The organism is Elongatibacter sediminis (assembly GCF_037892215.1).
Taxonomy (GTDB): Bacteria; Pseudomonadota; Gammaproteobacteria; order Xanthomonadales; family SZUA-36; genus Elongatibacter; species Elongatibacter sediminis.
Window position 1 is genome coordinate 164,360 of record NZ_JAZHOG010000007.1, and the last position, 20,554, is coordinate 184,913.

Annotated in this window: 23 protein-coding genes and 2 tRNA genes; 19 read left to right on the top strand and 6 right to left on the bottom strand. The window is 62.9% G+C overall.

Annotated elements, in window-relative coordinates; all coding sequences use genetic code 11:
* The first annotated feature begins 16 nt into the window (after window positions 1–16).
* From V3330_RS11785 to V3330_RS11870, 18 genes are all read left to right on the top strand, one after another.
* Window positions 17–802: a succinate dehydrogenase iron-sulfur subunit gene (locus V3330_RS11785; RefSeq protein WP_354695622.1), complete on the top strand. Its 786-nt coding sequence runs from the start codon at window positions 17–19 to the stop codon at window positions 800–802.
* Window positions 803–818: 16 nt separating this feature from the next.
* Window positions 819–1,082, top strand: a complete 264-nt coding sequence (locus V3330_RS11790; protein ID WP_354695623.1) for an FAD assembly factor SdhE — start codon at window positions 819–821, stop codon at window positions 1,080–1,082.
* On the top strand, window positions 1,060–1,506 hold the full coding sequence (locus V3330_RS11795) for a hypothetical protein (protein WP_354695624.1): 447 nt from the start codon (window positions 1,060–1,062) through the stop codon (window positions 1,504–1,506). The genes V3330_RS11790 and V3330_RS11795 overlap by 23 nt, the downstream gene beginning before the upstream one ends.
* Window positions 1,503–2,693: a two-component system sensor histidine kinase NtrB gene (locus V3330_RS11800; protein WP_354695625.1), complete on the top strand. Its 1,191-nt coding sequence runs from the start codon at window positions 1,503–1,505 to the stop codon at window positions 2,691–2,693. The genes V3330_RS11795 and V3330_RS11800 overlap by 4 nt, the downstream gene beginning before the upstream one ends.
* 20 nt (window positions 2,694–2,713) lie before the next feature.
* Window positions 2,714–3,355 (top strand): response regulator transcription factor, encoded by a 642-nt coding sequence (locus tag V3330_RS11805; RefSeq protein ID WP_354695626.1) that lies wholly within the window; start codon window positions 2,714–2,716, stop codon window positions 3,353–3,355.
* Window positions 3,356–3,386: 31 nt separating this feature from the next.
* On the top strand, window positions 3,387–3,854 hold the full coding sequence (locus V3330_RS11810) for a response regulator (protein ID WP_354695627.1): 468 nt from the start codon (window positions 3,387–3,389) through the stop codon (window positions 3,852–3,854).
* Between the two features lie 47 nt (window positions 3,855–3,901).
* Window positions 3,902–4,246 (top strand): high-potential iron-sulfur protein, encoded by a 345-nt coding sequence (locus V3330_RS11815; RefSeq protein WP_354695628.1) that lies wholly within the window; start codon window positions 3,902–3,904, stop codon window positions 4,244–4,246.
* A 160-nt stretch (window positions 4,247–4,406) separates the two neighbouring features.
* The gene (ccoN, locus tag V3330_RS11820; RefSeq protein ID WP_354695629.1) at window positions 4,407–5,840 is read left to right on the top strand and encodes a cytochrome-c oxidase, cbb3-type subunit I; all 1,434 of its coding nucleotides are present in this window, start codon (window positions 4,407–4,409) and stop codon (window positions 5,838–5,840) included.
* The gene (ccoO, locus tag V3330_RS11825; protein ID WP_354695630.1) at window positions 5,837–6,445 is read left to right on the top strand and encodes a cytochrome-c oxidase, cbb3-type subunit II; all 609 of its coding nucleotides are present in this window, start codon (window positions 5,837–5,839) and stop codon (window positions 6,443–6,445) included. Before ccoN ends, ccoO begins: the two co-directional genes overlap by 4 nt.
* 2 nt (window positions 6,446–6,447) lie before the next feature.
* Window positions 6,448–6,651: a cbb3-type cytochrome oxidase subunit 3 gene (locus V3330_RS11830; protein WP_354695631.1), complete on the top strand. Its 204-nt coding sequence runs from the start codon at window positions 6,448–6,450 to the stop codon at window positions 6,649–6,651.
* Between the two features lie 3 nt (window positions 6,652–6,654).
* Window positions 6,655–7,557 carry a cytochrome-c oxidase, cbb3-type subunit III gene (gene ccoP, locus V3330_RS11835; RefSeq protein WP_354695632.1) on the top strand — a complete coding sequence of 301 codons (903 nt, stop codon included), beginning with the start codon at window positions 6,655–6,657 and terminating at the stop codon, window positions 7,555–7,557.
* Window positions 7,558–7,574: 17 nt separating this feature from the next.
* Complete coding sequence (locus V3330_RS11840; protein ID WP_354695633.1) at window positions 7,575–8,000, top strand: hypothetical protein; 426 nt, start codon at window positions 7,575–7,577, stop codon at window positions 7,998–8,000.
* Window positions 7,991–9,376: a cytochrome c oxidase accessory protein CcoG gene (gene ccoG / locus V3330_RS11845; protein ID WP_354695634.1), complete on the top strand. Its 1,386-nt coding sequence runs from the start codon at window positions 7,991–7,993 to the stop codon at window positions 9,374–9,376. The genes V3330_RS11840 and ccoG overlap by 10 nt, the downstream gene beginning before the upstream one ends.
* Complete coding sequence (locus V3330_RS11850; RefSeq protein WP_354695635.1) at window positions 9,373–9,633, top strand: FixH family protein; 261 nt, start codon at window positions 9,373–9,375, stop codon at window positions 9,631–9,633. The genes ccoG and V3330_RS11850 overlap by 4 nt, the downstream gene beginning before the upstream one ends.
* Entirely contained in the window at window positions 9,620–12,082 is a 2,463-nt protein-coding gene (locus V3330_RS11855) for a heavy metal translocating P-type ATPase (protein ID WP_354695636.1), read from the top strand. Before V3330_RS11850 ends, V3330_RS11855 begins: the two co-directional genes overlap by 14 nt.
* Entirely contained in the window at window positions 12,079–12,258 is a 180-nt protein-coding gene (gene ccoS, locus V3330_RS11860; RefSeq protein ID WP_354695637.1) for a cbb3-type cytochrome oxidase assembly protein CcoS, read from the top strand. The genes V3330_RS11855 and ccoS overlap by 4 nt, the downstream gene beginning before the upstream one ends.
* Window positions 12,255–12,971, top strand: coding sequence for a sulfite exporter TauE/SafE family protein (locus tag V3330_RS11865; RefSeq protein ID WP_354695638.1), 717 nt, complete (start codon window positions 12,255–12,257; stop codon window positions 12,969–12,971). The genes ccoS and V3330_RS11865 overlap by 4 nt, the downstream gene beginning before the upstream one ends.
* Window positions 12,972–12,989: 18 nt before the next feature.
* Window positions 12,990–14,186, top strand: a complete 1,197-nt coding sequence (locus tag V3330_RS11870; RefSeq protein WP_354695639.1) for an MFS transporter — start codon at window positions 12,990–12,992, stop codon at window positions 14,184–14,186.
* A gap of 36 nt (window positions 14,187–14,222) precedes the next feature.
* Here V3330_RS11870 and V3330_RS11875 read toward each other — a convergent pair whose 3' ends face one another.
* The 3 genes from V3330_RS11875 to V3330_RS11885 all read right to left on the bottom strand — a co-directional run bounded on the left by V3330_RS11875 (window position 14,223) and on the right by V3330_RS11885 (window position 16,845).
* The gene (locus V3330_RS11875; RefSeq protein WP_354695640.1) at window positions 14,223–14,579 is read right to left on the bottom strand and encodes a hypothetical protein; all 357 of its coding nucleotides are present in this window, start codon (window positions 14,577–14,579) and stop codon (window positions 14,223–14,225) included.
* Window positions 14,580–14,850: 271 nt separating this feature from the next.
* A complete protein-coding gene (locus tag V3330_RS11880) occupies window positions 14,851–15,699 on the bottom strand; it encodes a LysR family transcriptional regulator (RefSeq protein WP_354695641.1) in 849 nt (282 codons plus the stop codon).
* Between the two features lie 693 nt (window positions 15,700–16,392).
* Window positions 16,393–16,845, bottom strand: coding sequence for a DUF2721 domain-containing protein (locus tag V3330_RS11885; protein ID WP_354695642.1), 453 nt, complete (start codon window positions 16,843–16,845; stop codon window positions 16,393–16,395).
* Window positions 16,846–17,040: 195 nt separating this feature from the next.
* On the opposite strand from V3330_RS11885, the gene rocF reads away from it, so the two are divergent.
* Window positions 17,041–17,964 (top strand): arginase, encoded by a 924-nt coding sequence (gene rocF / locus V3330_RS11890; RefSeq protein ID WP_354695643.1) that lies wholly within the window; start codon window positions 17,041–17,043, stop codon window positions 17,962–17,964.
* A gap of 42 nt (window positions 17,965–18,006) precedes the next feature.
* Here rocF and V3330_RS11895 read toward each other — a convergent pair whose 3' ends face one another.
* From V3330_RS11895 to V3330_RS11905, 3 genes are all read right to left on the bottom strand, one after another.
* Complete coding sequence (locus V3330_RS11895; RefSeq protein ID WP_354695644.1) at window positions 18,007–20,004, bottom strand: tetratricopeptide repeat-containing sulfotransferase family protein; 1,998 nt, start codon at window positions 20,002–20,004, stop codon at window positions 18,007–18,009.
* A 208-nt stretch (window positions 20,005–20,212) separates the two neighbouring features.
* Window positions 20,213–20,299, bottom strand: a tRNA-Leu gene (locus V3330_RS11900).
* A 146-nt stretch (window positions 20,300–20,445) separates the two neighbouring features.
* Window positions 20,446–20,519: transfer RNA gene (locus V3330_RS11905), tRNA-Cys, on the bottom strand.
* Window positions 20,520–20,554: the final 35 nt, after the last annotated feature.

Below are 20,554 nucleotides of genomic sequence, written 5' to 3' on the forward strand. Positions count from 1 at the left end.
CCGGAGACATTGAAGCATGGCTGAATTCCAACTTCCCGAACATTCCAGGATCCGCGGCGGCAAGACCTTCGCCGCGCCGGAGAGTGCAGGTAATACCAAGACCTTCGTGATCTACCGCTGGAGCCCCGATGACGAGGCGAATCCCAGCGTGGACCGCTACGAGGTGGATCTGGACAGCTGCGGTCCGATGGTTCTGGACGCCATCATCAAGATCAAGAATGAAATTGATCCGACCCTGACGTTCCGCCGCTCGTGCCGTGAGGGAATCTGCGGTTCCTGCGCGATGAACATCGATGGCGTCAATACGCTGGCGTGCACGATGCCGATCGAGGACATTTCCGGCGACGTGAAAATCTACCCCTTGCCCCATCTGCCGGTGGTCAAGGATCTGGTGCCGGACATGACGCATTTCTATGCCCAGTACGCGTCCATTCAGCCGTGGTTGCGCACCCAGAGCACCGCGCCGCCCGATCGCGAACGACTGCAGTCACACGAAGACCGTGAGCAGCTCGACGGGCTGTATGAATGCATTCTCTGTGCCTGTTGTTCCACCTCGTGCCCGAGTTACTGGTGGAACGGAGACCGGTACCTGGGACCGGCCATTCTGTTGCAGGCGTACCGCTGGCTGGCGGATTCGCGGGACGAAGCGACGGGCGAGCGGCTCGACGATCTCGAAGACCCGTTCAAGCTCTATCGCTGTCACACCATCATGAATTGCACCCGCACCTGTCCCAAGGGTCTCAACCCCGCCAAGGCGATCGCTGAAATCAAGAAGATGCTGATGGCGCGCAGCGGGGTTTGAGCCGGTCCGCCCGGCCGTGCCGTCAGTGACCAACCGGCGGGTTCGGCGCCTGAAATGGCTGTGCCGCCGGGGCATGAAGGAACTGGACCTCATGCTCGAACGCTTTCTGGCGTCCGAGCAGGATTCGCTGGAGCACGGCGCATGGCCGGAACTGGAATCCCTGCTGCAAACCGAGGACGACCGCTTGTGGGACTGGCTGCAGAACAGCCAGCACCCGGACGCCAGGCCGTACCGGGCCCTGCTGGACCGCATTCGTCATGACACGGAATTCCGCCATTGAGCTGACCCCGGGCACGGGCCGTGTGTTCGGCCGGTGCTCACTGGGTTTGTGGCTGGGGTCGGCCGTGGGGATACTGGCACTGGCTGGCCGTCTGCCGGCCGCCGCAGTGGTACTGGCCGGCCTCGTTCTGGTTTCCGAATGGCCCGGTCATTGGCAGCCCGCTTGCCCGCGGGAGCGCTTGCGCCTGTTTCAAGACGGCAGTGCGGAGCTCGGCGGAAAAAGCGGTTCCTGGTCACCTGCCGCGTGGTCGACCGCCTGGCTAACCGTTGTGTCGCTGGCCCTCGAAGGCCGGCGTCAACGGGTTGTGGTCGCATCCTGGCGCAATGACGCGGACGACTACCGGGTATTGCGCACCTGGCTGCGTCATCCACCCTTCACCGCCGGAGACGGACGTGTTGGCGGCTCCCCTGGTGGCCTGTCATGAGTGGTGGCGATTCCACAGGGCGGGGTCCGGCCCCGGCTACCGGATGCGGAGAAGCGGCCGCACCGGGCGAGGGCCTCGGCAACGCCCGCCGCGCTGATTTCCTGGACACCCTGATGGATGCCGCGGTCGATGCCATCATCATCATCGATCACCGCGGCCGGATCGAACGCTTCAACCTCAGCGCGCAGCGGTTGTTCGGCTACACCGAGCAGGAAATACTCGGCCGCAATGTTCGCGATCTGATGCCCGAACCCAATCGTGGCCGGCATGACTCCTATCTGGAGAATTACCTGCGTACCGGTCAGCCGGCCATCATCGGCAAGGGACGGCGGGAGCAGGGCATGCGCAAAAACGGAGAGATTTTTCCCATGTGGCTGTCGGTGGGCGAATCGCGTCGCGGCGGCAAGGTGAACTTCGTTGGCATCATCCACGACCTGACGCATCGGGTGGAAGCCGAGAACAAGATGCGCCGGCTGGAGCAGCAACTGTTTCATGCCGACCGATTGGTGACCCTTGGTGAATTGACCGCCGGCATCGCGCACGAGATCAATCAACCCCTGACCGCGATCGCCGCCTATGCCGATGCGGGTCGGCAGATCGCCGGCAAGCCGGGGGCGGTCGGGGATGACCTGATGGACGTTTGCGCACGGATTGGTGAGCAGTCACGCCGGGCCGCTGCGGTCGTGACCCGACTGCGCAAACTCGTGCGCGGTGGTGGCGTGAGCAAGTCGCGGCACGACATCAATGACATTGTCCGCAACATGCTGCCCTTGTTCGAGCACGAGGTGAACAGCAGTGACATCCGTATCGAGTTCGAGGCCGTGGACGGGTTGCCGGAGATTTACGTGGATGAAATCCAGATTCAGCAGGTGCTGGTGAATCTGGTCAAGAACAGCATGGACGCCATTCGGGATGACGGCCGCTCCGAGGGGCGGATACGCATCGTCGTCGTCCGGCGGGAGGAAAACCTGGCCATCAGCGTCAGCGACGACGGCCCCGGTGTCCCCGTCGAGCAGGAAACGCATCTGTTCGAGCCCTTTTTCACCAGCAAGCCGAAAGGAGTCGGGCTGGGTCTGAGCATCTGCAAGAGCATCGCGGCCGTCCACGGCGGAAGACTGGTGCACGAGCGGCCGGAAAGCGGCGGTGCCCGATTCATCCTCAGTCTGCCGCTGGCGGCAATCGGCTGAAGTCACGCGATCCGGCCGCCATGACCCGAACCGTTTGCATCATTGACGATGACGAGGCCATCCGGGAGTCTCTGCGTTTGTTGCTGTTCGCCGCCGGTTTTCAAACCCGGACATTCGCATCGGCGGACCACTATCTCGCGGAGGGAACGGGCGAAACTTTCGACTGCATGCTGCTCGATATCCGCATGCCGGGCACCGACGGCCTTGACCTGTTTCGGCAACTGATGCGGGAGCGGGTGGGGTATCCCATCATTTTCATCACCGGACACGGTGATATTCCGCTGGCCGTCGCTGCGATCCAGCAAGGCGCGTTCGATTTTCTGACCAAACCCTTCGAAGAGGGTCAGCTGCTGGAACGGATCGGGCACGCCATCGAGCGGTACGAGGCCGATCGTGACCGCCGGCGTACGTTGCAGGAAATCAAACGCCGCCTGGCGACCTGTACGCCGCGGGAGCGCGATGTACTCGACCTGATGGTGCAGGGGCTGCCGAACAAGGGGATCGCCGACCACCTGGCGATCAGTCCCCGCACCGTGGAAATACATCGCGCCCACGTGATGGAAAAAATGGAGGCGGACTCCCTGGCGACACTGGTGCGCATGATCACCGTCGTTGAACCCGATTTGAACGGCGACGCAGACGCTCCCGGTTCGCCGGGCTGATGTCGGTCACCCTGTCTACGTATTTTCCCTGATGATGGCCATGCAGCTCACCGATAGCATGCAAACGATGTACCGGGTGACGGACAGTGGCTCAGCCATGGGGCAGGGAGAAGCAGCGATTCAAGCGACATCCTTACAGCCTTCTCTCGTGTTGATCGAGCCGGATAACAGCGTGCGCGACGCGCTGGCGGTTTTGCTGCGCGAACAAGGCTGGCGTGTCATCGAGTCGGGCCAGGGCGCGGATTTGGACGAGCTGCTCGACCGGGCTGGCGTTATTGCCGTGATCAGCGAGTCCAGCCTGCCGGGCCTGGAAGCAGCCGACGTTCTGGCACAGTGTTCGGCTCGTTCACTGCCGCTGGTGTTTACCGGCCACGAGCTGCCGTTGCAGCGGGCCGTGGACCTGATTCGGATGGGCGCGAGCGACTATCTCGAAAAGCCATTTCCGCAGGGCCGCTTATTGGATTTGCTGAACAAACTGCCGGGAAGGCAAAATAGATGAGCGCCAACCTGCGCTCATAACCTCATTCAAACCGTTCGGAGAATATCGTGAACAAAGCCCAAAAACTTCCTCGTCGTCAATTTCTGAAGTTCGGCATGCAGGCTGGAGGTGGCGTGCTGGCCTTGAGCGCCATTCCGATTCAGCTCGTGGCGCAGGAAAAGGTCGATCCGTCCGAGCCGCTGGCGCAAGCCATGGGCTACGTGGAAGACGCTTCGCAGGTGGATACCACCAAGTTCCCGAAGCGGGCCGGTGACGCCGGCGCGAATCAGTTCTGCCACAACTGCGCGCTGTATGCCGGCGAAGCCGATGCCGAGACCGCACCGTGCAGCATCTTCCAGAATCGCCCGGTGGTGGGTGCGGGCTGGTGCAATGCCTGGGTGGCCAAGTCCTGAATGGGCGCCTTATGAACTGACCGGGGCAGCGACAACCGTCCCGGTGAGTCTGGTGCGCTGGCATCCACGTTGAATGGCCGGGAGGGGATTCCCGGTGTCCAACTGATACTTAACAGCCGGTCGGACACAGGTCCGGCCGGAGAGGGAGTGGTGTGTCCGGATGAATGAGACCATGACATACAACGACAAGGTCGTTCGGCAATTCGCCGTCATGACCGTGGTGTGGGGCATCGTCGGCATGCTCGTTGGCGTGTTCATAGCCGCCCAGCTATGGCTGCCCCAGTTGAATTTCGACATTCCATGGCTGACCTATTCGCGGCTGCGGCCGCTGCACACCAATGCGGTGATCTTCGCTTTCGGCGGTTCGGGCCTCATCGGCACGTCGTTGTATGTGGTGCAGAGAACCTGCCACGTGCGGCTGTTTGCCGGGGGACTGGCGAACTTCGTGTTCTGGGGCTGGCAGGCGGTCATCGTCGCGGCCGCGATCACGCTTCCACTGGGCATCACCCAGAGCAAGGAGTACGCGGAACTGGAGTGGCCGATCGATGTGCTGATCACGCTGGTCTGGGTCGCCTACGGCATCGTTTTCTTCGGCACCATTGCGAAGCGGCGGGTCAGCCACATCTACGTGGCCAACTGGTTCTACGCGGCTTTCATCCTGACCATCGCGTTGCTGCACATCTTCAATAACCTGGCCATACCCGCGGGATGGTGGAAGTCATACCCGGTGTATTCGGGCGCCGTCGACGCGATGGTTCAATGGTGGTACGGGCACAATGCGGTGGCGTTTTTCCTGACCGCCGGTTTCCTGGCCATGATGTATTACTTCGTGCCCAAACAGGCCGAAGGACCGGTTTATTCCTACCGGCTGTCCATCGTGCATTTCTGGGCTTTGATTTCAATCTACATGTGGGCCGGGCCACACCACCTGCACTACACGGCGCTGCCGGATTGGCTGCAGTCCCTGGGCATGGTGTTTTCGCTGATTCTGCTGGCGCCGAGTTGGGGCGGGATGATCAACGGCATCATGACCCTGTCGGGCTCGTGGCACAAACTGCGAACCGACCCGGTTCTCAAATTCATGATCGTCGCGCTCAGCTTCTACGGCATGTCCACGTTCGAAGGCCCGATGATGTCGATCAAGACGGTCAATGCCCTGAGCCACTACACCGACTGGACCATCGGACACGTGCATTCCGGGGCCCTGGGTTGGGTCGGCCTGATCACCATCGGGTCACTGTACTGCATGATTCCCCGCCTGATGGGCGAGAAAAAGATGTTCAGCGTCAAAGCCGTGGAAATTCATTTTTGGGTCTCGACCATCGGTATCGTTCTGTACATTGCATCGATGTGGATCGCGGGCGTGATGCAGGGCTTGATGTGGCGTGCGTTCAATGACGACGGAACCCTGACCTACACGTTCATCGAGTCGCTTGCCGCGACCAAGCCTTACTACGTCGTTCGCCTGCTGGGTGGCATTCTGTACCTCAGCGGCATGTTCATCATGGCGTGGAATACCTGGAAAACGATGACCGCCAAGGCGGTGCCGGAATTTCGTGCGGCCGCGCCGGCATACTGGGGAGACGCAGCATGAGCTCCGGTCACAAGATTCTCGAGAAAAACATCTCTTTGATGGCCGTGCTGATCGTCATCGCCGTCAGCATCGGTGGTTTGATCGAAATCCTGCCTTTGATCTTCAACGAGCCCCGTCAGCCGGCTGAGGGTGTGCGGCCTTATCCGGCTCTGGAGTTGGCCGGCCGGGACGTTTACGTCAGCGAGGGCTGCTACAACTGCCATTCCCAGATGGTGCGGCCGTTTCGCAGCGAGATCGAGCGCTACGGCGCCTATTCGGTGGCCGGCGAAAGTGTCTACGACCGGCCCTTCCAGTGGGGTTCCAAGCGCACCGGGCCGGACCTGGCGCGGGTGGGAGGGCGCTACAGCGACGAGTGGCACGTGATTCACCTGAACAACCCGCGCGATGTCGTGCCCGAGTCCAACATGCCGGGCTACCCGTGGCTGGCGGAAAATCCGGTGGATGCGGCGACGATACAACTGCGGATGCGCGCCTTGCAGCGACTCGGAGATCCCTACACCGACGAAGAGATCGAAGCGGCGGCGGCGGACGTGGCCGGCAAGACCGAAATGGATGCCCTGGTCGCCTACCTGCAAGGGTTGGGTCGGGCGCGTAGCGGGCGCTGAGCATGGAAACCGAAGTGCTGGGCCTCGACCTGAACACGCTGCGCGGTATTCTTCTGATCGTCCTGATGGTGGCGTTCTTCGGAATCTGGGGTTGGGCCTGGTCCAGCAAACGCAAGAAGACATTTCACGACGCCAGTCGTCTTCCGCTGGAAGAAGACGAGGGCGAAATTCCGGTGGACACGGACCGGAACGAGGAGAAGGAGTAGCTCATGTTGAACGCGTTCTGGCACTGGTTCGTCATTGTCGGCACGATCGCCAGCATTCTTGCGTGCTGGTGGCTGCTGCACTGGACCAAGGGCGTTTCCGGCCGCAAGGGCAACGAGGTGGGCTCCACGGGCCATGTCTGGGACGAGGACCTGATCGAGCTCAATGCGCCACTGCCGCGCTGGTGGCTGCACCTGTTCAATCTCACGATTATCTTCGCGCTCGCATACCTGGTGTTTTATCCCGGACTGGGCAATATCGACGGCATCCTCGGCTGGACCCAGGTCCAGCAGTTGGAACAGGAACTCGAGCAGGCGGACGCGCGCCAGCAGGAAGTGTTCGAGCGTTTCACCGACATGCGTCCGGAAGAACTGATCGCCGATGCCGAGGCGGTGGGAATCGGCCGCCGCCTGTTTGGAAACTACTGTGCCATGTGCCACGGTTCCGACGGCCGCGGTGCGCCGGGCTTCCCCAATCTCACCGATGACGCCTGGCTGTACGGCAACTCGTGGGAGCAGGTCGCCACCAGTATCCGGGATGGCCGGGCCGGCGTGATGCCGCCGATGGGCGCGGCCCTGGGCGAGGAAGGGGTGCTGGAGACGGTGGTGTACGTACAGCAACTCTCTGGCCAGAAAGCGGACCCCGGGCTCGCGGCGGCCGGCAAGCAACGTTACGACACGCTGTGCGTGGCCTGTCACGGGCCGGATGGCACCGGTAACCCGATGCTGGGCGCACCCAATCTCACCGACGATGCCTGGTTGTATGGTGGCACGCCGGCAGTGCTGACCGAGACCATCACCAACGGCCGCAACGGGAACATGCCCGCTCACCGCGATCTGCTGAGCGAGGAGCGTCGCCGGTTGGTGGCGGCTTACGTGCTGTCACTTTCCGCCGATACGGGCGACTGACGGGAGGGCGGGCACAGATGACATCGACCAGCAGCCCGAGCGGGAATCCGAGCGGCCGCGATGAATGGGCCGGTTCAGACGAGCCGGGACCGGACGAAGTCATCCCGGGGCGCTGGGACCGGCGCCGGCGGGATGTCGGCATCATCGTCTGGATTTCCTTCCTGGCGGCCTGCGCCGGCACGTTCGTCATTTTTGCGGTACTCGATCCGGAAGCCCTCAATGAGGCCTGGGTGCTGCCCTGGGAAATGGGCCGTAAACTGGCTTACAGTCTGGGGTTCCTCTTTTTGTTCGGGGTCGGCTTCATCGCCAGCGCCCTGACCGTTTTCATGATCCGCACCGGTCCCCGGCGCGGACACTACCGCGGACGCGGCCGTCGCCCGGCGCCTGAAATCAAGCCGGACGCAGCCAACAAACTCGATCTGGATCCCGAAGAATGGCCGTAGAACCGCCGGTGCACGATTCGCTGTACCGCAAGGAACCCAAAGTCTATCCGCATCACGTGACCGGGCGGTTCGCCCGCCTGCGCAACGTCGCCATGTACGTGTTGCTCGGGCTTTTCTATTTCATCCCGTGGTTCCAGGTGGGCGGACACCAGGCCGTGCTGTTCGATCTGCCGGCCCGCAAGTTTTACATTCTGGGGCTGACCTTCTGGCCACAGGATTTCATTTTTCTGGCCCTGTTGCTGATCTGCGCCGGACTGGCGCTGTTCTTCTTCACCGCGCTGGCCGGACGTCTGTGGTGCGGCTTCGCCTGTCCGCAGACCGTGTGGACCGAGGCCTTCCTGTTGATGGAGCGCTGGGTGGAGGGCAGCCGCCAGAAGCGCATCAAGCTCGACGCCGCGCCGTGGACGCCGCACAAAATCGCGCGCAAATCCCTCAAGCAGTTTCTCTGGATCACATTTTCGGTTTGGACGGGGTTCACGTTTGTCGGGTTTTTCACCCCGATCCGGGAACTTGGCGTCAACGTGCTGTCGCTTTCGCTCGGGCCGTGGGAAACTTTCTGGATCATTTTTTACGGTTTCGCGACTTACGGAAACGCCGGGTTCCTGCGCGAGCAGGTGTGCAAGTACATGTGCCCCTACGCTCGTTTCCAGAGCGCGATGTTCGACCGCAACACCCTGATCATCTCTTACGACGAGGCCCGTGGTGAACCGCGGGGCGGACGGCGCAAGACCGCCGACAAGAGTGAGTTGGGGCTGGGCGACTGCATCGACTGCACGCTGTGTGTCCAGGTCTGTCCGACCGGCATCGACATTCGCAAGGGCCTGCAGTACGAGTGCATCGCCTGCGCGGCCTGCGTGGACATCTGCGATGAAGTCATGGACAAAATGGATTACCCGCGCGGATTGATTCGCTACACCACAGAAAACACTCTGGAAGGCAAACCGGCGCGCCTTCTGCGTCCCCGGGTGTTGATCTACGGCATGTTGTTGCTCGTGCTGTTCGGTGGCACCCTGTGGTCGATGACGCATCGGCTGCCGCTGCGAGCCGATCTGATTCGCGACCGCAACGCTTTGTACCGCGAATTGCCGGGTGGGCTGGTGGAAAACGTTTATACCCTGAAAATCACCAACATGGATGACGCTGCGCACCGGTACACCCTGGAGGCGGGTGCCGATGACGCCGCGGTGATCGAACTGGCTCGTCCCCTGGAACTCGAGGCCGCGGCCACCGGCGCTTTCCCGGTACGCATTCAATTACCTGCCAGCAGCGGTGCCGGTGTTCAGCGGCTGGAACTGGAACTCGCCGCCGAGGATGCACCGGAGATCCGCCGCACCGTGGAAGCCCGGGTACTGTTGCCCGTTGGGGGCGGGTCGTGAGTTCGCCGAGCGGCGCCCCTCGTCCCTGGTACCGCGAACCCTGGCCATGGGTCCTGATCGCCATTCCGGCCATTACCGTCGTGGCCTGCGGTGTTACGCTCTGGCTCGCCCTGAGTCGTCCGGAAACCGTCGTGCTCGACCTGAATCGCTACGAGGAGGTCAAGGCCGCCCTGAAAGCGCAGCCGGCCGCTTCCGGCGTGCCCGCGGACAGGCCCGGAAGCGGGCCCGGCGCGGATGACGGTGATGGAGAACGCTGAATCGACCTGCTTCCATTGCGGCGAGCCGGTTCCCCCCGACCTGCACCTGGAAGTCGAGATCGATGGCGTCGAGCGGCCCATGTGCTGCCACGGCTGCCGTGCGGTCGCCCAGTTGATTCATGCTTCGGGTCTGGGGCGTTTCTACCGCTTTCGGCAAGAACTCAATCGGCGTGTCGATCCGGCCGCACAGGAGGCGCGCGAGGCCTGGTCCGCCGTCGATTCCCGGGAAGCGCTGTGGGGCCGCGAGCGGGATGATGGCACCCGTGAATTGCTGCTGCAGACCGAAGGCATCCGCTGCGCGGCCTGCGCCTGGCTGATTCGCAGCCGGCTCGAGAGTTTCGAGGGCATCCGCGCAGTACAGGTCGACACCGCCACCGGCTTCACGCGCATCGTCTGGAATCCCGCCCTTATCCGCCTGAGCGCCATTGCCGGCGCGCTGTTCGATCTCGGCTACATTCCGCATCTGCCACTGGCCGAATCGGAAGAGGAGGGGCGCCGGGCGGAACGGCGGGACTCGCTCAGGCGGCTGGGCGTGGCCGGGCTGGGCATGATGCAGGTGATGATGTACGCGGTGGGCCTGTACGCCGGCGAGTTTCAGGGGGGCATGTCGGCGGCTTCGCGGGGGTTTCTGACCTGGCTGTCCCTGATCGTCACACTGCCGGTGGTGCTTTACTCGGGACGGGTGTTCTTCGTCGGTGCCTGGCGTGGCCTGCGCGCCGGGCGGCCGGGGATGGACCTGCCGGTGGCGCTGGCGATCGGTCTGGCGTTTCTCGCCAGTTGCGTGAATTTCTTCCGCGGTTCCGGCGAGGTCTGGTTCGACTCCGTCGTGATGTTCATATTTTTCCTGACCCTCGGCCGCCACGTCGAGCTGGTGCTGCGCCACCGCAATCTGCAGGCCGGTTCCGCGCTGGCGCGTCTGCTTCCCGAGTGGGCGCGGCGCATTACTGCGCAGGGCACCGAAACCCTTCCGGCCATCGATCTGGAGCAGGGGGACCGCGTGCGGGTCGCGGCCGGCAGCGCGTTTCCCTGTGACGGCCGCATCGTCGATGGCGCGACCGATGTGGACGAGAGCCTGCTCAGCGGCGAGTCGCGGCCGGTGCTGCGACAGACGGGTGACGCGGTCATCGCCGGGAGCATCAACCTGTCGCAGTCAGTGGATGTCGAAGCGACGGCGGCGGCCGGAGAGACGACGGTGTCCAGCCTGGGTCGCATGCTGCTGCAGGGCCGCAGCGATTCCCGGGATGCGGGTGGCGTGCCCGGATGGCTGGTGCCGGTCTTTACCGTGGGCGTGCTGGTGCTCGCCGCCCTGACCGGGTGGTACTGGCAGAGTGCCGACGCCGAGCGGGCGTTTCCGGCGGCGCTGGCGGTGTTGGTCGCGAGCTGCCCGTGCGCCTTGTCCCTGGCCTTGCCCGCGGTGCAGGCGGCGGCCAGCCGCGGTCTGCTCCAGTCCGGGATTCTGTTGACCCGGAGCCGGGCACTGCACACCCTGCCGCAAGTGGACACGGTGGTGTTCGACAAAACCGGAACCCTGACCCGCGGTGACCCGGTGCGCGGCCATCTGAGTTTGAATCCCGGACGGCCGGAAGCCGACTCGTCCCGCCTGCTGGCCATCGCGGCGGGCCTGGAAAGTCACTCGGCGCACCCGGTCGCGCGGGCTTTTCGCGACATTGCGAATGCCGTGCCGGTAGAAGCGGTTCGGAGCATCGCCGGCCGCGGCGTCGAGGGCAGGATTGACGGTGAGCGCTGGCGCATCGGATCGGCCCGATTCGTCGATCCGGTCGCCCCCGAGTCTTCAGGCGACCCTTCCGGTGGCGAAGTCTGGCTGGGCGACGAACGGGGCTGGCTGGCCTGCTGGACATTGAGCGACACCCTGCGCCCCGGCGTTCGCGAAACCGTGGCCGCTTTGCGGGCCAGGGGCCTGCAATTGCGCATCTGCTCCGGGGATGCTGCAGCACCGGTCGGTCACGTGGCGGAGACACTTGGGATCGATGTCTGGTCCAGCCGATGCAGCCCGGAAGATAAACTAAGTATTATCAAAAAATTACAGAAACAAGGTAGAACTGTTCTCATGATTGGGGACGGCGTGAATGATGCGCCGGTCCTGGCCGGCGCCGATGCCTCCATGGCGGTATCCGGCGCAACGGAGCTGGCCAACAGTTCCGCCGACCTGGTCCTGACCGCGGAAAACCTGCAACGGGTCGAGGTGGCCTTCGAAGCAGGCCGCAAGGCAGTACGCCTGGTCCGCCAGAACCTGACCTGGGCTCTGATGTACAACGCCAGCGTGCTGCCGTGGGCGGTGTCCGGCGCTCTGCAGCCGTGGATGGCGGCCATCGGCATGTCCGCGAGTTCGCTGCTGGTGGTGCTCAACGCCGCGCGCATGGCGGCCGGACCGCGCCGCGGCGAGGGTTCCGGGCCGCCGGGGATTGCCCGGGAGGCGCTGGTGCGATGACCATTCTGTACGTGATGATTCCGCTCGCTCTGGTACTGATCGCAGTCGCTGTCTGGGCCCTGTTCTGGGCCATACGGAGCGGCCAGTTCGACGACCTCGATTCACAGGGCTGGAGCGTGGTGCTCGATGATGACGAGCAAACGCCCGAATCCGATAGCCCGGACGATCCGCGATGACGGGGCCCGAGGTATCCGTGCTGGTGGCCGCATTCATGGCCGGCCTGCTGGGCAGCGGACATTGCTTCGCGATGTGCGGTGGAATCGCCGGCAGCCTGGGCGCAATGGCGGCGCTGCCGGGGCACGGAGGGCGGGGCGGATTCGTCGCTGCGCTGCAATTCAATACCGGCCGGATTCTGGGCTACGCGGCGCTGGGCGCACTGACCGCCGGAGCGCTCGGCCGGGCCGGCGGGGCAGGGGGCGTACCCGCCTGGTCGCTGTGGCTGCGGGGTCTGACCACCGTGATGATTCTCGCCATCGGCCTGCACTACCTCGTCGGCTGGCGGGGCATGGCCGGACTGGAGCGGGCGGGCGGCAGATTGTGGGGGCGGATCGCGCCATTCGCGGCGCGCGCGGCGGCGCGTCGCGATCTGCCCGGCCGTCTCCTGCTCGGCGGGTGCTGGGGCTTGCTGCCCTGCGGACTGGTTTATACCGTGCTGTTGACCGCGGCTTCCACCGGCAGTGCCGTGCACGGTGGCTTGACCATGGCCGCGTTCGGCCTGGGCACCTGGCCGTCCATGCTGGGTTTGACCCTGGCGGCGCCGAGCCTGGCCGCGGTACTGTCTGATCGCGGGTTTCGCCGTTTCGTCGGCCTCAGCCTGGTGCTGCTGTCCGCATGGATGGCCTTCACCCTCTGGCAGGGCGTCAGCGGCGCGGCCCATCATGCGCACTGAGGCGTATATCATTCGCGCATGAAATCCATTCCCTTCCCTGTCTGGCGTTTGACCCTGGCCTATGCGTTGATGATGGCCGGGACCTCGATGACCGTGCTGATCGCGGGAATCATCGGTACGGAATTCGCGCCGCGTCCGGGTCTCGCGACGCTGCCGATCGCGCTCGCGGTGGTGGGTATCGCGGCATCGACCCTGCCCACGGGGCGATTGCTGCATCGGTTCGGCCGGCGACGGATTTTCGTGGCGTATGCCGCGCTGGCGCTGGCCGCGGCGCTGGTGGTGGCGGCCAGCCTGGTGATCGACCGGTTCGCACTGTTCTGCGCCGGCTGCTTTCTCATTGGCTGGTCGGCGGCGGCTGGCCATCAGTATCGTTTCGCCGCGCTGGAAGCCGTTCCCGCGGAAGTAGCACCCAAGGCCACTTCGGTACTGCTGCTGGGCGGCATACTGGGGGCCTTCATCGGGCCGGAACTGGCGGTTCGGGGACGCAATCTTCTGCCGGTGGAGTACGCCGGATCCTATGTCTTGCTGGCCCTGAACTACGCGGTCGGCATGCTGGTGATCGCTTTCCACCGCGACTCGGCGCCGCCGTCGGTGCACCACCGCTCGCAGGGCCGGCCCATCGTTGAAATCATCCGCGAACCCGTGGTGTTGCTGGCGATCGTTTCGGCCGCCCTGGGCTACGGGGTCATGAGCTTCATCATGACGGCCACCCCCATCAGCATGCACACCCACGCCGGGCACGGTCTGGAAGAAACCAAAATCGTGATCCAGTCACACGTGGCCGGCATGTATCTGCCATCGCTGGTGTATGCGTGGTTTCAATCGCGCCTGGGCTATCGCGGCATGCTGTGGGCGGGTGCGACCGGTTTGCTGATCTGCATTGGAGTGGCGCTGGCCGATAATGCGTTCATTCACTACTGGGCGGCCCTGGTCATTCTCGGAGTGGGCTGGAACTTTCTGTTTCTCACCGGCACCAACCTGTTGCCGCTGGGTTATCGTCCCGAGGAGCGGTTCCGGGTGCAGTCGATGAATGATTTCCTGGTGTTCTCGGTGCAGGCCGCGGTATCGCTGGGTTCCGGTTGGTTTTTGGCCACCTGGCAGTGGAACGGCCTGCTGTGGACCTGCGTGCCCCTCATCGTCGTTTTCATGCTGGTACTGGCAGTGACTCCACGAAGCGTTCTGGGGCGGCGGCCACCGTTGGCGGAGCCCGCCTGAAGACGCGGTCCTGAAACGAGGTGCCCCAATCCGTTTCTAGAAGGTCGAGGCGCTGGTTTGAACCGCGACCAGCAAGGTACCGAGGCCGGCGAGGGCCAGCATGACGTGCAGCCACGCCATGCGCGGCGGACCGCCGGGCTGGCGGGCACGTCTGAGGGTCAGGTGAAATCCCGCTCCGGTGGCCAGGCACAGCACCCACAACGCCAGCAGGGCGTAAGCATTCCATTGCGCCTGCAGCGTGCCGCCCAGTAGCAGCAGCAGGCCGCAAAGAGCAAACGCCGCATGCAGCAGGGAAACCATCCGGGAGGCCAACCATCCTCGCACCAGACCGTTGCCCAGCACGATTCCGCCAGCGGCGGTGATGGCGAATATCAGCAGGGCCTCATGGAGCATGAATACGTCCGTGGAGGAGAAGAAATTAGAAGGCCTCGCCGCGCCCTGCGGCTACCGAGTCGAGAACACCACCGGAAGGACATGGTGCATAACGACCAAGGGCAGAACCGGGTAACTGCCGAAGGGGCGGGGCGAGGCCGGGGACCAGTGTGAATCCATTGCCGGATCACCATTCGATGAGATCAATGTAAAGGGGGCAAACACATGGGTCAAGCGATAAAAAATGGGTGTTGATATCGAAAATTTCGTTTTTAAGCGAAAAAATCGCGATTCATACCCTGGCCACAATTTCACGGATCAGATTCAGGGCCGGACCGAACACCTCGGGATCGTGTTCGCTCGGATAAACAATGAAGGCGGGCAGGGTGAACGACGGTGCATCGGGCACCCGGTGCAACAGACCGAGGGAGAGATGGTTGGCCACCAGGCGCCGTGGAAAATAACCCGAACCGCCATTCTTGAGTATGTGCTGCAGCCCCAGTAATCCGATATTGACCTTGATGGCCGCTCCAGCCGATTCCGGAAAACGGGCGCTGTGACGCGCGAGGAACTCGGGGCCCCAGTCCACGTGGACGTAACGGGAGTCGAGTACGGACTCGCGGGGGCAGGGTTCGGTCTGTACCAGGATCAGCTCCTCGTTGAGCAGCGGTTCCACGATCAGGCCCGGCCGGCTTTGGGGGGCGTACATCGCCGCGATATCGATGTGGCCGTCGACCAGACCCATGGTCAGGTCATCCTCAAAGCCGATTTCGGCAACGATGGCGATATCGGGCAGCGATTCGCGCATGCGCGGCAGCCACCGCTGCAACAGGTCTTCCCAGATTCCAATACGCGCTCCGACCGTAAGAGAAGCACGAAATCCAGCCGGCACACCCACTGCCTGGCGCGCCTGTTCGACGGTCCGCAGCAGGTTGAGGGCATGCCGCTGGAATTGCCGTCCCGCCGGGGTCAGGGTCGCGCCGGCTTTATTGCGGAGAAACAGGCGGCAGCCGAGCAATTCCTCGAGTGAACGAATCCGGGAACTGACGGTGGATTGCGTGATGAACAGCCGGTCGGCCGCCTTGACGAAGTTGCCGGCAGCCACGACGGCGAGAAACGTGCGAGCCAATTCAGTATCCATAAGCCATATTTTATCGGAAATACAAATATAAAAGACCATAAATCGCACTTTTTCGATGTTATAAGAACACTCAATCCATCCAGCTCTCCAACTTCTGGACACCCACGTTCTCTTGGCAACTTCTGGACACCCAGAAGAAACAAGTCCTGGACACCCGCGGAACGAGCAAGTCCTGGACACCCACGAAAGAGCAAGTCCTGGACACCCACGAAAGGACTGGTGACCTTTGTTTCCCGTCTAGCCGGATTTTCGAATTGCGTGGGTAGTTCGTCCGGGCCGGGATAAATGGGACCCAGGGGTGTTTACGTACGTCTTCGGAACAGGTCGGGACACCTACGGAACGAGAATGATTCTTCTTGGGCAATCACATGTAGCCGGGAGCGTGTCTGGGGCGCTCATGCATCTCAGAGAGGGGATCGACCGGACGCTCAGCCGTGCAGACCTGTGTGAGCCCCTGGGGCTCTGCCCCCTGATGAATATGCGTATAATGTATATTATGTTAAATAATGGATGAAAGAAGCCGGATTCGACCTTCCGGACAGCCCTATCGGGGCGCCCGGCTTTGAGGAGCAATTCGGCCTCTCGCTCAGAGCACGTATCGGGAAACCGCACCAGAAAACACACGACACGCCAAGGTGGTCGACCGTACAACGACTGTTCGCCACGATCTGGCCGAACCTGCCGGGCGTGGGCTTACGTCAGGTGGTGTTCCAGGCTTTGCCGCATACGCCGTGTGGAGATGGACACCTCGATCAACAGGCACAGCAGCGCTGCGCTGATCAGAGTCATCGCGCCCACGAACAGTGAGGCGATCACGACGCCCAGTCCGGCGTCGATCCAATCGCCAATAAACAGGCAGATGACGACCAGGCAGATGAGTAAGGCCGAGCAAACCGCCAGGCGTATGGCCCAGTAAATCAGCCGAATTCGCCGCCAGCACGTGCGGGCTTGTGTCTGCATGTGGGCGGCTTCGCTGGATTCCATTTTCGGAATCTGGGATTCCAGCAAGCGTGCCCGATCGACCACACGACCCAGGCGAATGGACAGCATGGAAAGCAGCGCGCCGATCCCGGCGAGCAAAAACACGGGCGCGACGGCCAGCTGGATGACCTGGGCGACCAGGCTGATGGATTCATTGTGGTTCATTTCTCAACCCGGTTTGAAGACGGGACTGCCCTGCCCCGCAGGTCATGATAGACCGTTTCGTCAGCCAGTAGTTTAACTGGCGTGTCGCATTTTTTGTTGGCCTGGCGCCGTCCTGTCCCGGCCGGTTGGAAGACTTCCCGGCAGACAGGCTAAACTCTTTGCCGGGCATTCAGCTCGCACGCGTTGGGATTCAACATGGATGAACGTACCGACAAGACCGTCAATATCGTGGGTGTCCCGCTGGACCTGGGGGCCAGCCGCCGCGGCACCGACATGGGGCCCTCCGCGCTGCGCATCGCCGGTCTCGGGGATGCGTTGCGCCGCCTCGGTTATCGGGTGGAGAGGGAAAGCGACATTCCCGCGCCAGCCATGGAAACGCGCAGTACCGAAGATCGCAAGGCTCGATTCAAACCGCAGATTCTGAAGGTCTGTCAAGACCTGGCAAGCAAGGTCAAGTTGATACTCGAAGCCAATGAATTTCCATTGATTATTGGTGGAGACCATTCCATTGCAATGGGTACGATTGCCGGCGTTTCCAGCCATTTCAGAGATCGTGGCGAAAGCCTGGGGCTGATCTGGTTCGATGCCCATGGCGACATGAATATCCCGGGCGTTTCACCGTCCGGCAACATTCACGGCATGCCGCTTGCCCACATTCTCGGCAAAGGCGATGAGGACCTGAAGAACATCATGGGTTTCAGCCCCAAGGTGAAGCCGGAAAATGTGGCGTTGATCGGAATCCGTGATATCGACGCCGGTGAGCGGCGCATCATTCGCGAATCGGGCATTCACGCGTACACCATGCGGGAGATTGACGAGAGGGGCATGGCCAGCATCGCGGCCGAGGCTCTGGACGTCGTCAATCGTGACACGGGTGGGTTTCATGTCAGCTTCGATGTGGACGGTTGTGATCCGACGGTCATTCCCGGATCCGGAACGCTGGTCCCCGGTGGCGTCAGTTTCCGCGAGGCGCACCTGTTGCTGGAATACGTGGCGGACGACGGACGCATGTCGTCGCTCGAGGTCGTGGAGCTCAACCCGTTTCTGGACGACCGCAATATCAGTGCCGAACGAACGCTCGAACTGATCCTGTCGGCCATGGGCAAGAGTATCCTGTAACCGGAGCGCCCTGCTCCACCGGCATCGCCGGATTCACATGCCTTATTCCTCGGATGCGGCCAGCGCTGCCCGCAACGGCTCGAGCTGTGATTCGAAATGCTTCCAGTGCGTCAGGGCGTCGCGGTACATGGGTTGTCGGACCTGCTCTGAGCTGGCGGTTCGCACCGGCCGTGAATTGCGGTGCGGCTCGAAGCAGGCCGGTTCGACTTCCAGCGCCAGGCAGGCCAGCAGGCGCTCGATTTCGGGCCTGGGGTCTTCGATCAGCGCTTCGTAGTCAATACGATGAATATAGCCCGGCAGCACCGCGTCCCAATGCGTCATGAGGCGCTCGTACGCACGGTAATAACGTCCGATATCCGCCAGATCGTAACTCCATTCCTGACCGGCGAGGAACAGCTGCCGGAAGGCACTGAAGCCATTGGCCATCGGTTCGCGCCGCACATCGATGATGCGTGCCCGCGGCAATGCCAGGCGAATCAAGGCGGCGTACTCGAAGTTGTTGGGCATCTTGTCGACAAAGAACGGCTGATCGCCGCGCAGGATACGGGAACGCTCCAGATATTCGCGGCCAATCTCCCGGAAATCCGCTTCATCCAGTTCCGTCAGGGCCTGCGGCCAGGCGGACCGGTTTGCCTTGCGTTGGCGGTAGTTCAACTCTTTGACCAGGGTGGCCAGAATGGGCAGCTCCATGGTGCCGTCAACCTGGCTGTGGGCCGTGATGACCTGTTCGACCAGAGTCGACCCGGAGCGTGGCAGGCCGACGATGAACACGGGGACGGCTTCATCCGCATCGGCCTGTGCTGTCGCCATGCGGCTGCGCAGAAAGTCGGCGTTGGTAACGCTCCGCAGGCTGTTCAGCGTGGTCAGATGATGTTCAAGGTCGAAGCGCGATCGGCGCTTTTGTGCACGGTTGCCGCGTTCGTAATGCTCAAATGCGGCGGTCCAGTCCGAGCGGTCCTCGAAGGCGCGGCCCAGGGCGAAACTGTAGAAAACCTCGTCTTCCGATCCGGCCGCAGCGTGTTCCAGGGACCGGCTCATGGCCTGTACCTGTGCGTCGCTGAACCGGTATACCTTCAGATCCGCGAGCAGGTACCAGGCTTCACCACGATCCGGTTGCACATCGATGGCCTTGTGCAGGGAGGTGATGGCCTCCGGCTGCTGGCCCATGGTGCGCTGCAACGTGGAAAGACCGGTCCACACGTGGGCCTGGCCGGGATTGTTATCGAGCAGAGTGCGTAAAATTTCGGCGGCTGCCGGGTACTGGCCGGTGCGGTCGAGCAAGGCGGCCTTGAGCAAATGGAACGGAACCTGGTCGGGTGCGGCCTCGATCAGGGTCTCTGCCGCCGCGAGGGCTTCCGGATACCGTTGGCGCCGCGACAGCAGATTGACGTATTCGAACCGGGCCTGGGTGTGACCCGGTGCGGCGTCCAGTACCGACTCGAGCAGATCCATCGCATCGGTTACCGCGCCGATACGGATTGCGACCTGGGCCAGCAGGTAGAGCGCCCGTGCATCCTGACCATGTCGCTTGAGGAAGGCACGCAGAATCTGGTCGGCCTGCCCGGGCTGGTTGGCCCGGAGCATTTCACGTGCGCGCTCCAGCACCGGATCCTGGTCCCCTTCGACAGGGCATTGCGCGTAGGCTTCGAAGGCGGCGTCGATATCGCCCTGGGCCAGGAGCAAATCGCCCAGGTATTTCCAGCTGTTGACCATGCGGGCGTCGATTTCGGTGGCGCGTCGAAACGCCGCAATGGCCTCATCCGACCGCCCCGCGGTACTGTGGCAGATGCCGAGCTCCTGGAAGGCTGCGGCAAACTCCGGTTCCTTGCGCAGAATCGACTCCTGCAACTGAACGGCCTGGTCCAGCATGCCGCCGCGGCGCTGGGCGATCCCCAGCAAATGCAGAACCACGACGTTCTCGGGTTGCTCGCGCAGCAGTTCGCGCAACAGGTCCAGGGCTTCGTTGACCTTGCCCTGCTGCAGGTGGGTCGTGGCTTGCTGCAGGGACCGGTTAAACGGATCGGATGGGTCAGTCGTCATGGTCTCCAACTCAATTTGAGCCAAGCCGTCAGGCGCAGGAAACATGGTGCCCGGGGCGGGAGTCGAACCCGAATCCGCGGAGCGCCTTGCGAAAATATCGCTGCGGTCACCGGATTCGAAGTGCGGCATCCAGTCATTCCACTCCGGTTAATGCCGGGTGATTTCCGCTTCGGGCGCCAGGGTTCCAAGCCGTCAGGCGCAGGAAACATGGTGCCCGGGGCGGGAGTCGAACCCGCATGACCTTTCGGTCGAGGGATTTTAAGTCCCTTGCGTCTACCAGTTTCGCCACCCGGGCTGCGCGGAGCGCGCTCATTGTACCGCCCTGCCCCGGCTATCGCATTCGGTTCATGGCGGGGGCTGCGGGTGTCGGGTCGGGAGCCAGAAACGACAAACCCCTGCCAGGCAGGGGTCGGTCATTGGCGCGTCTCGTCCGGAAATGAATGGAGGCTAGGGTCGGAATCGAACCGGCGTACACGGCTTTGCAGGCCGCTGCATAACCACTCTGCCACCTAGCCCATGAACTCGGTTCCGGTCGCGTTGCGAGCGCGAC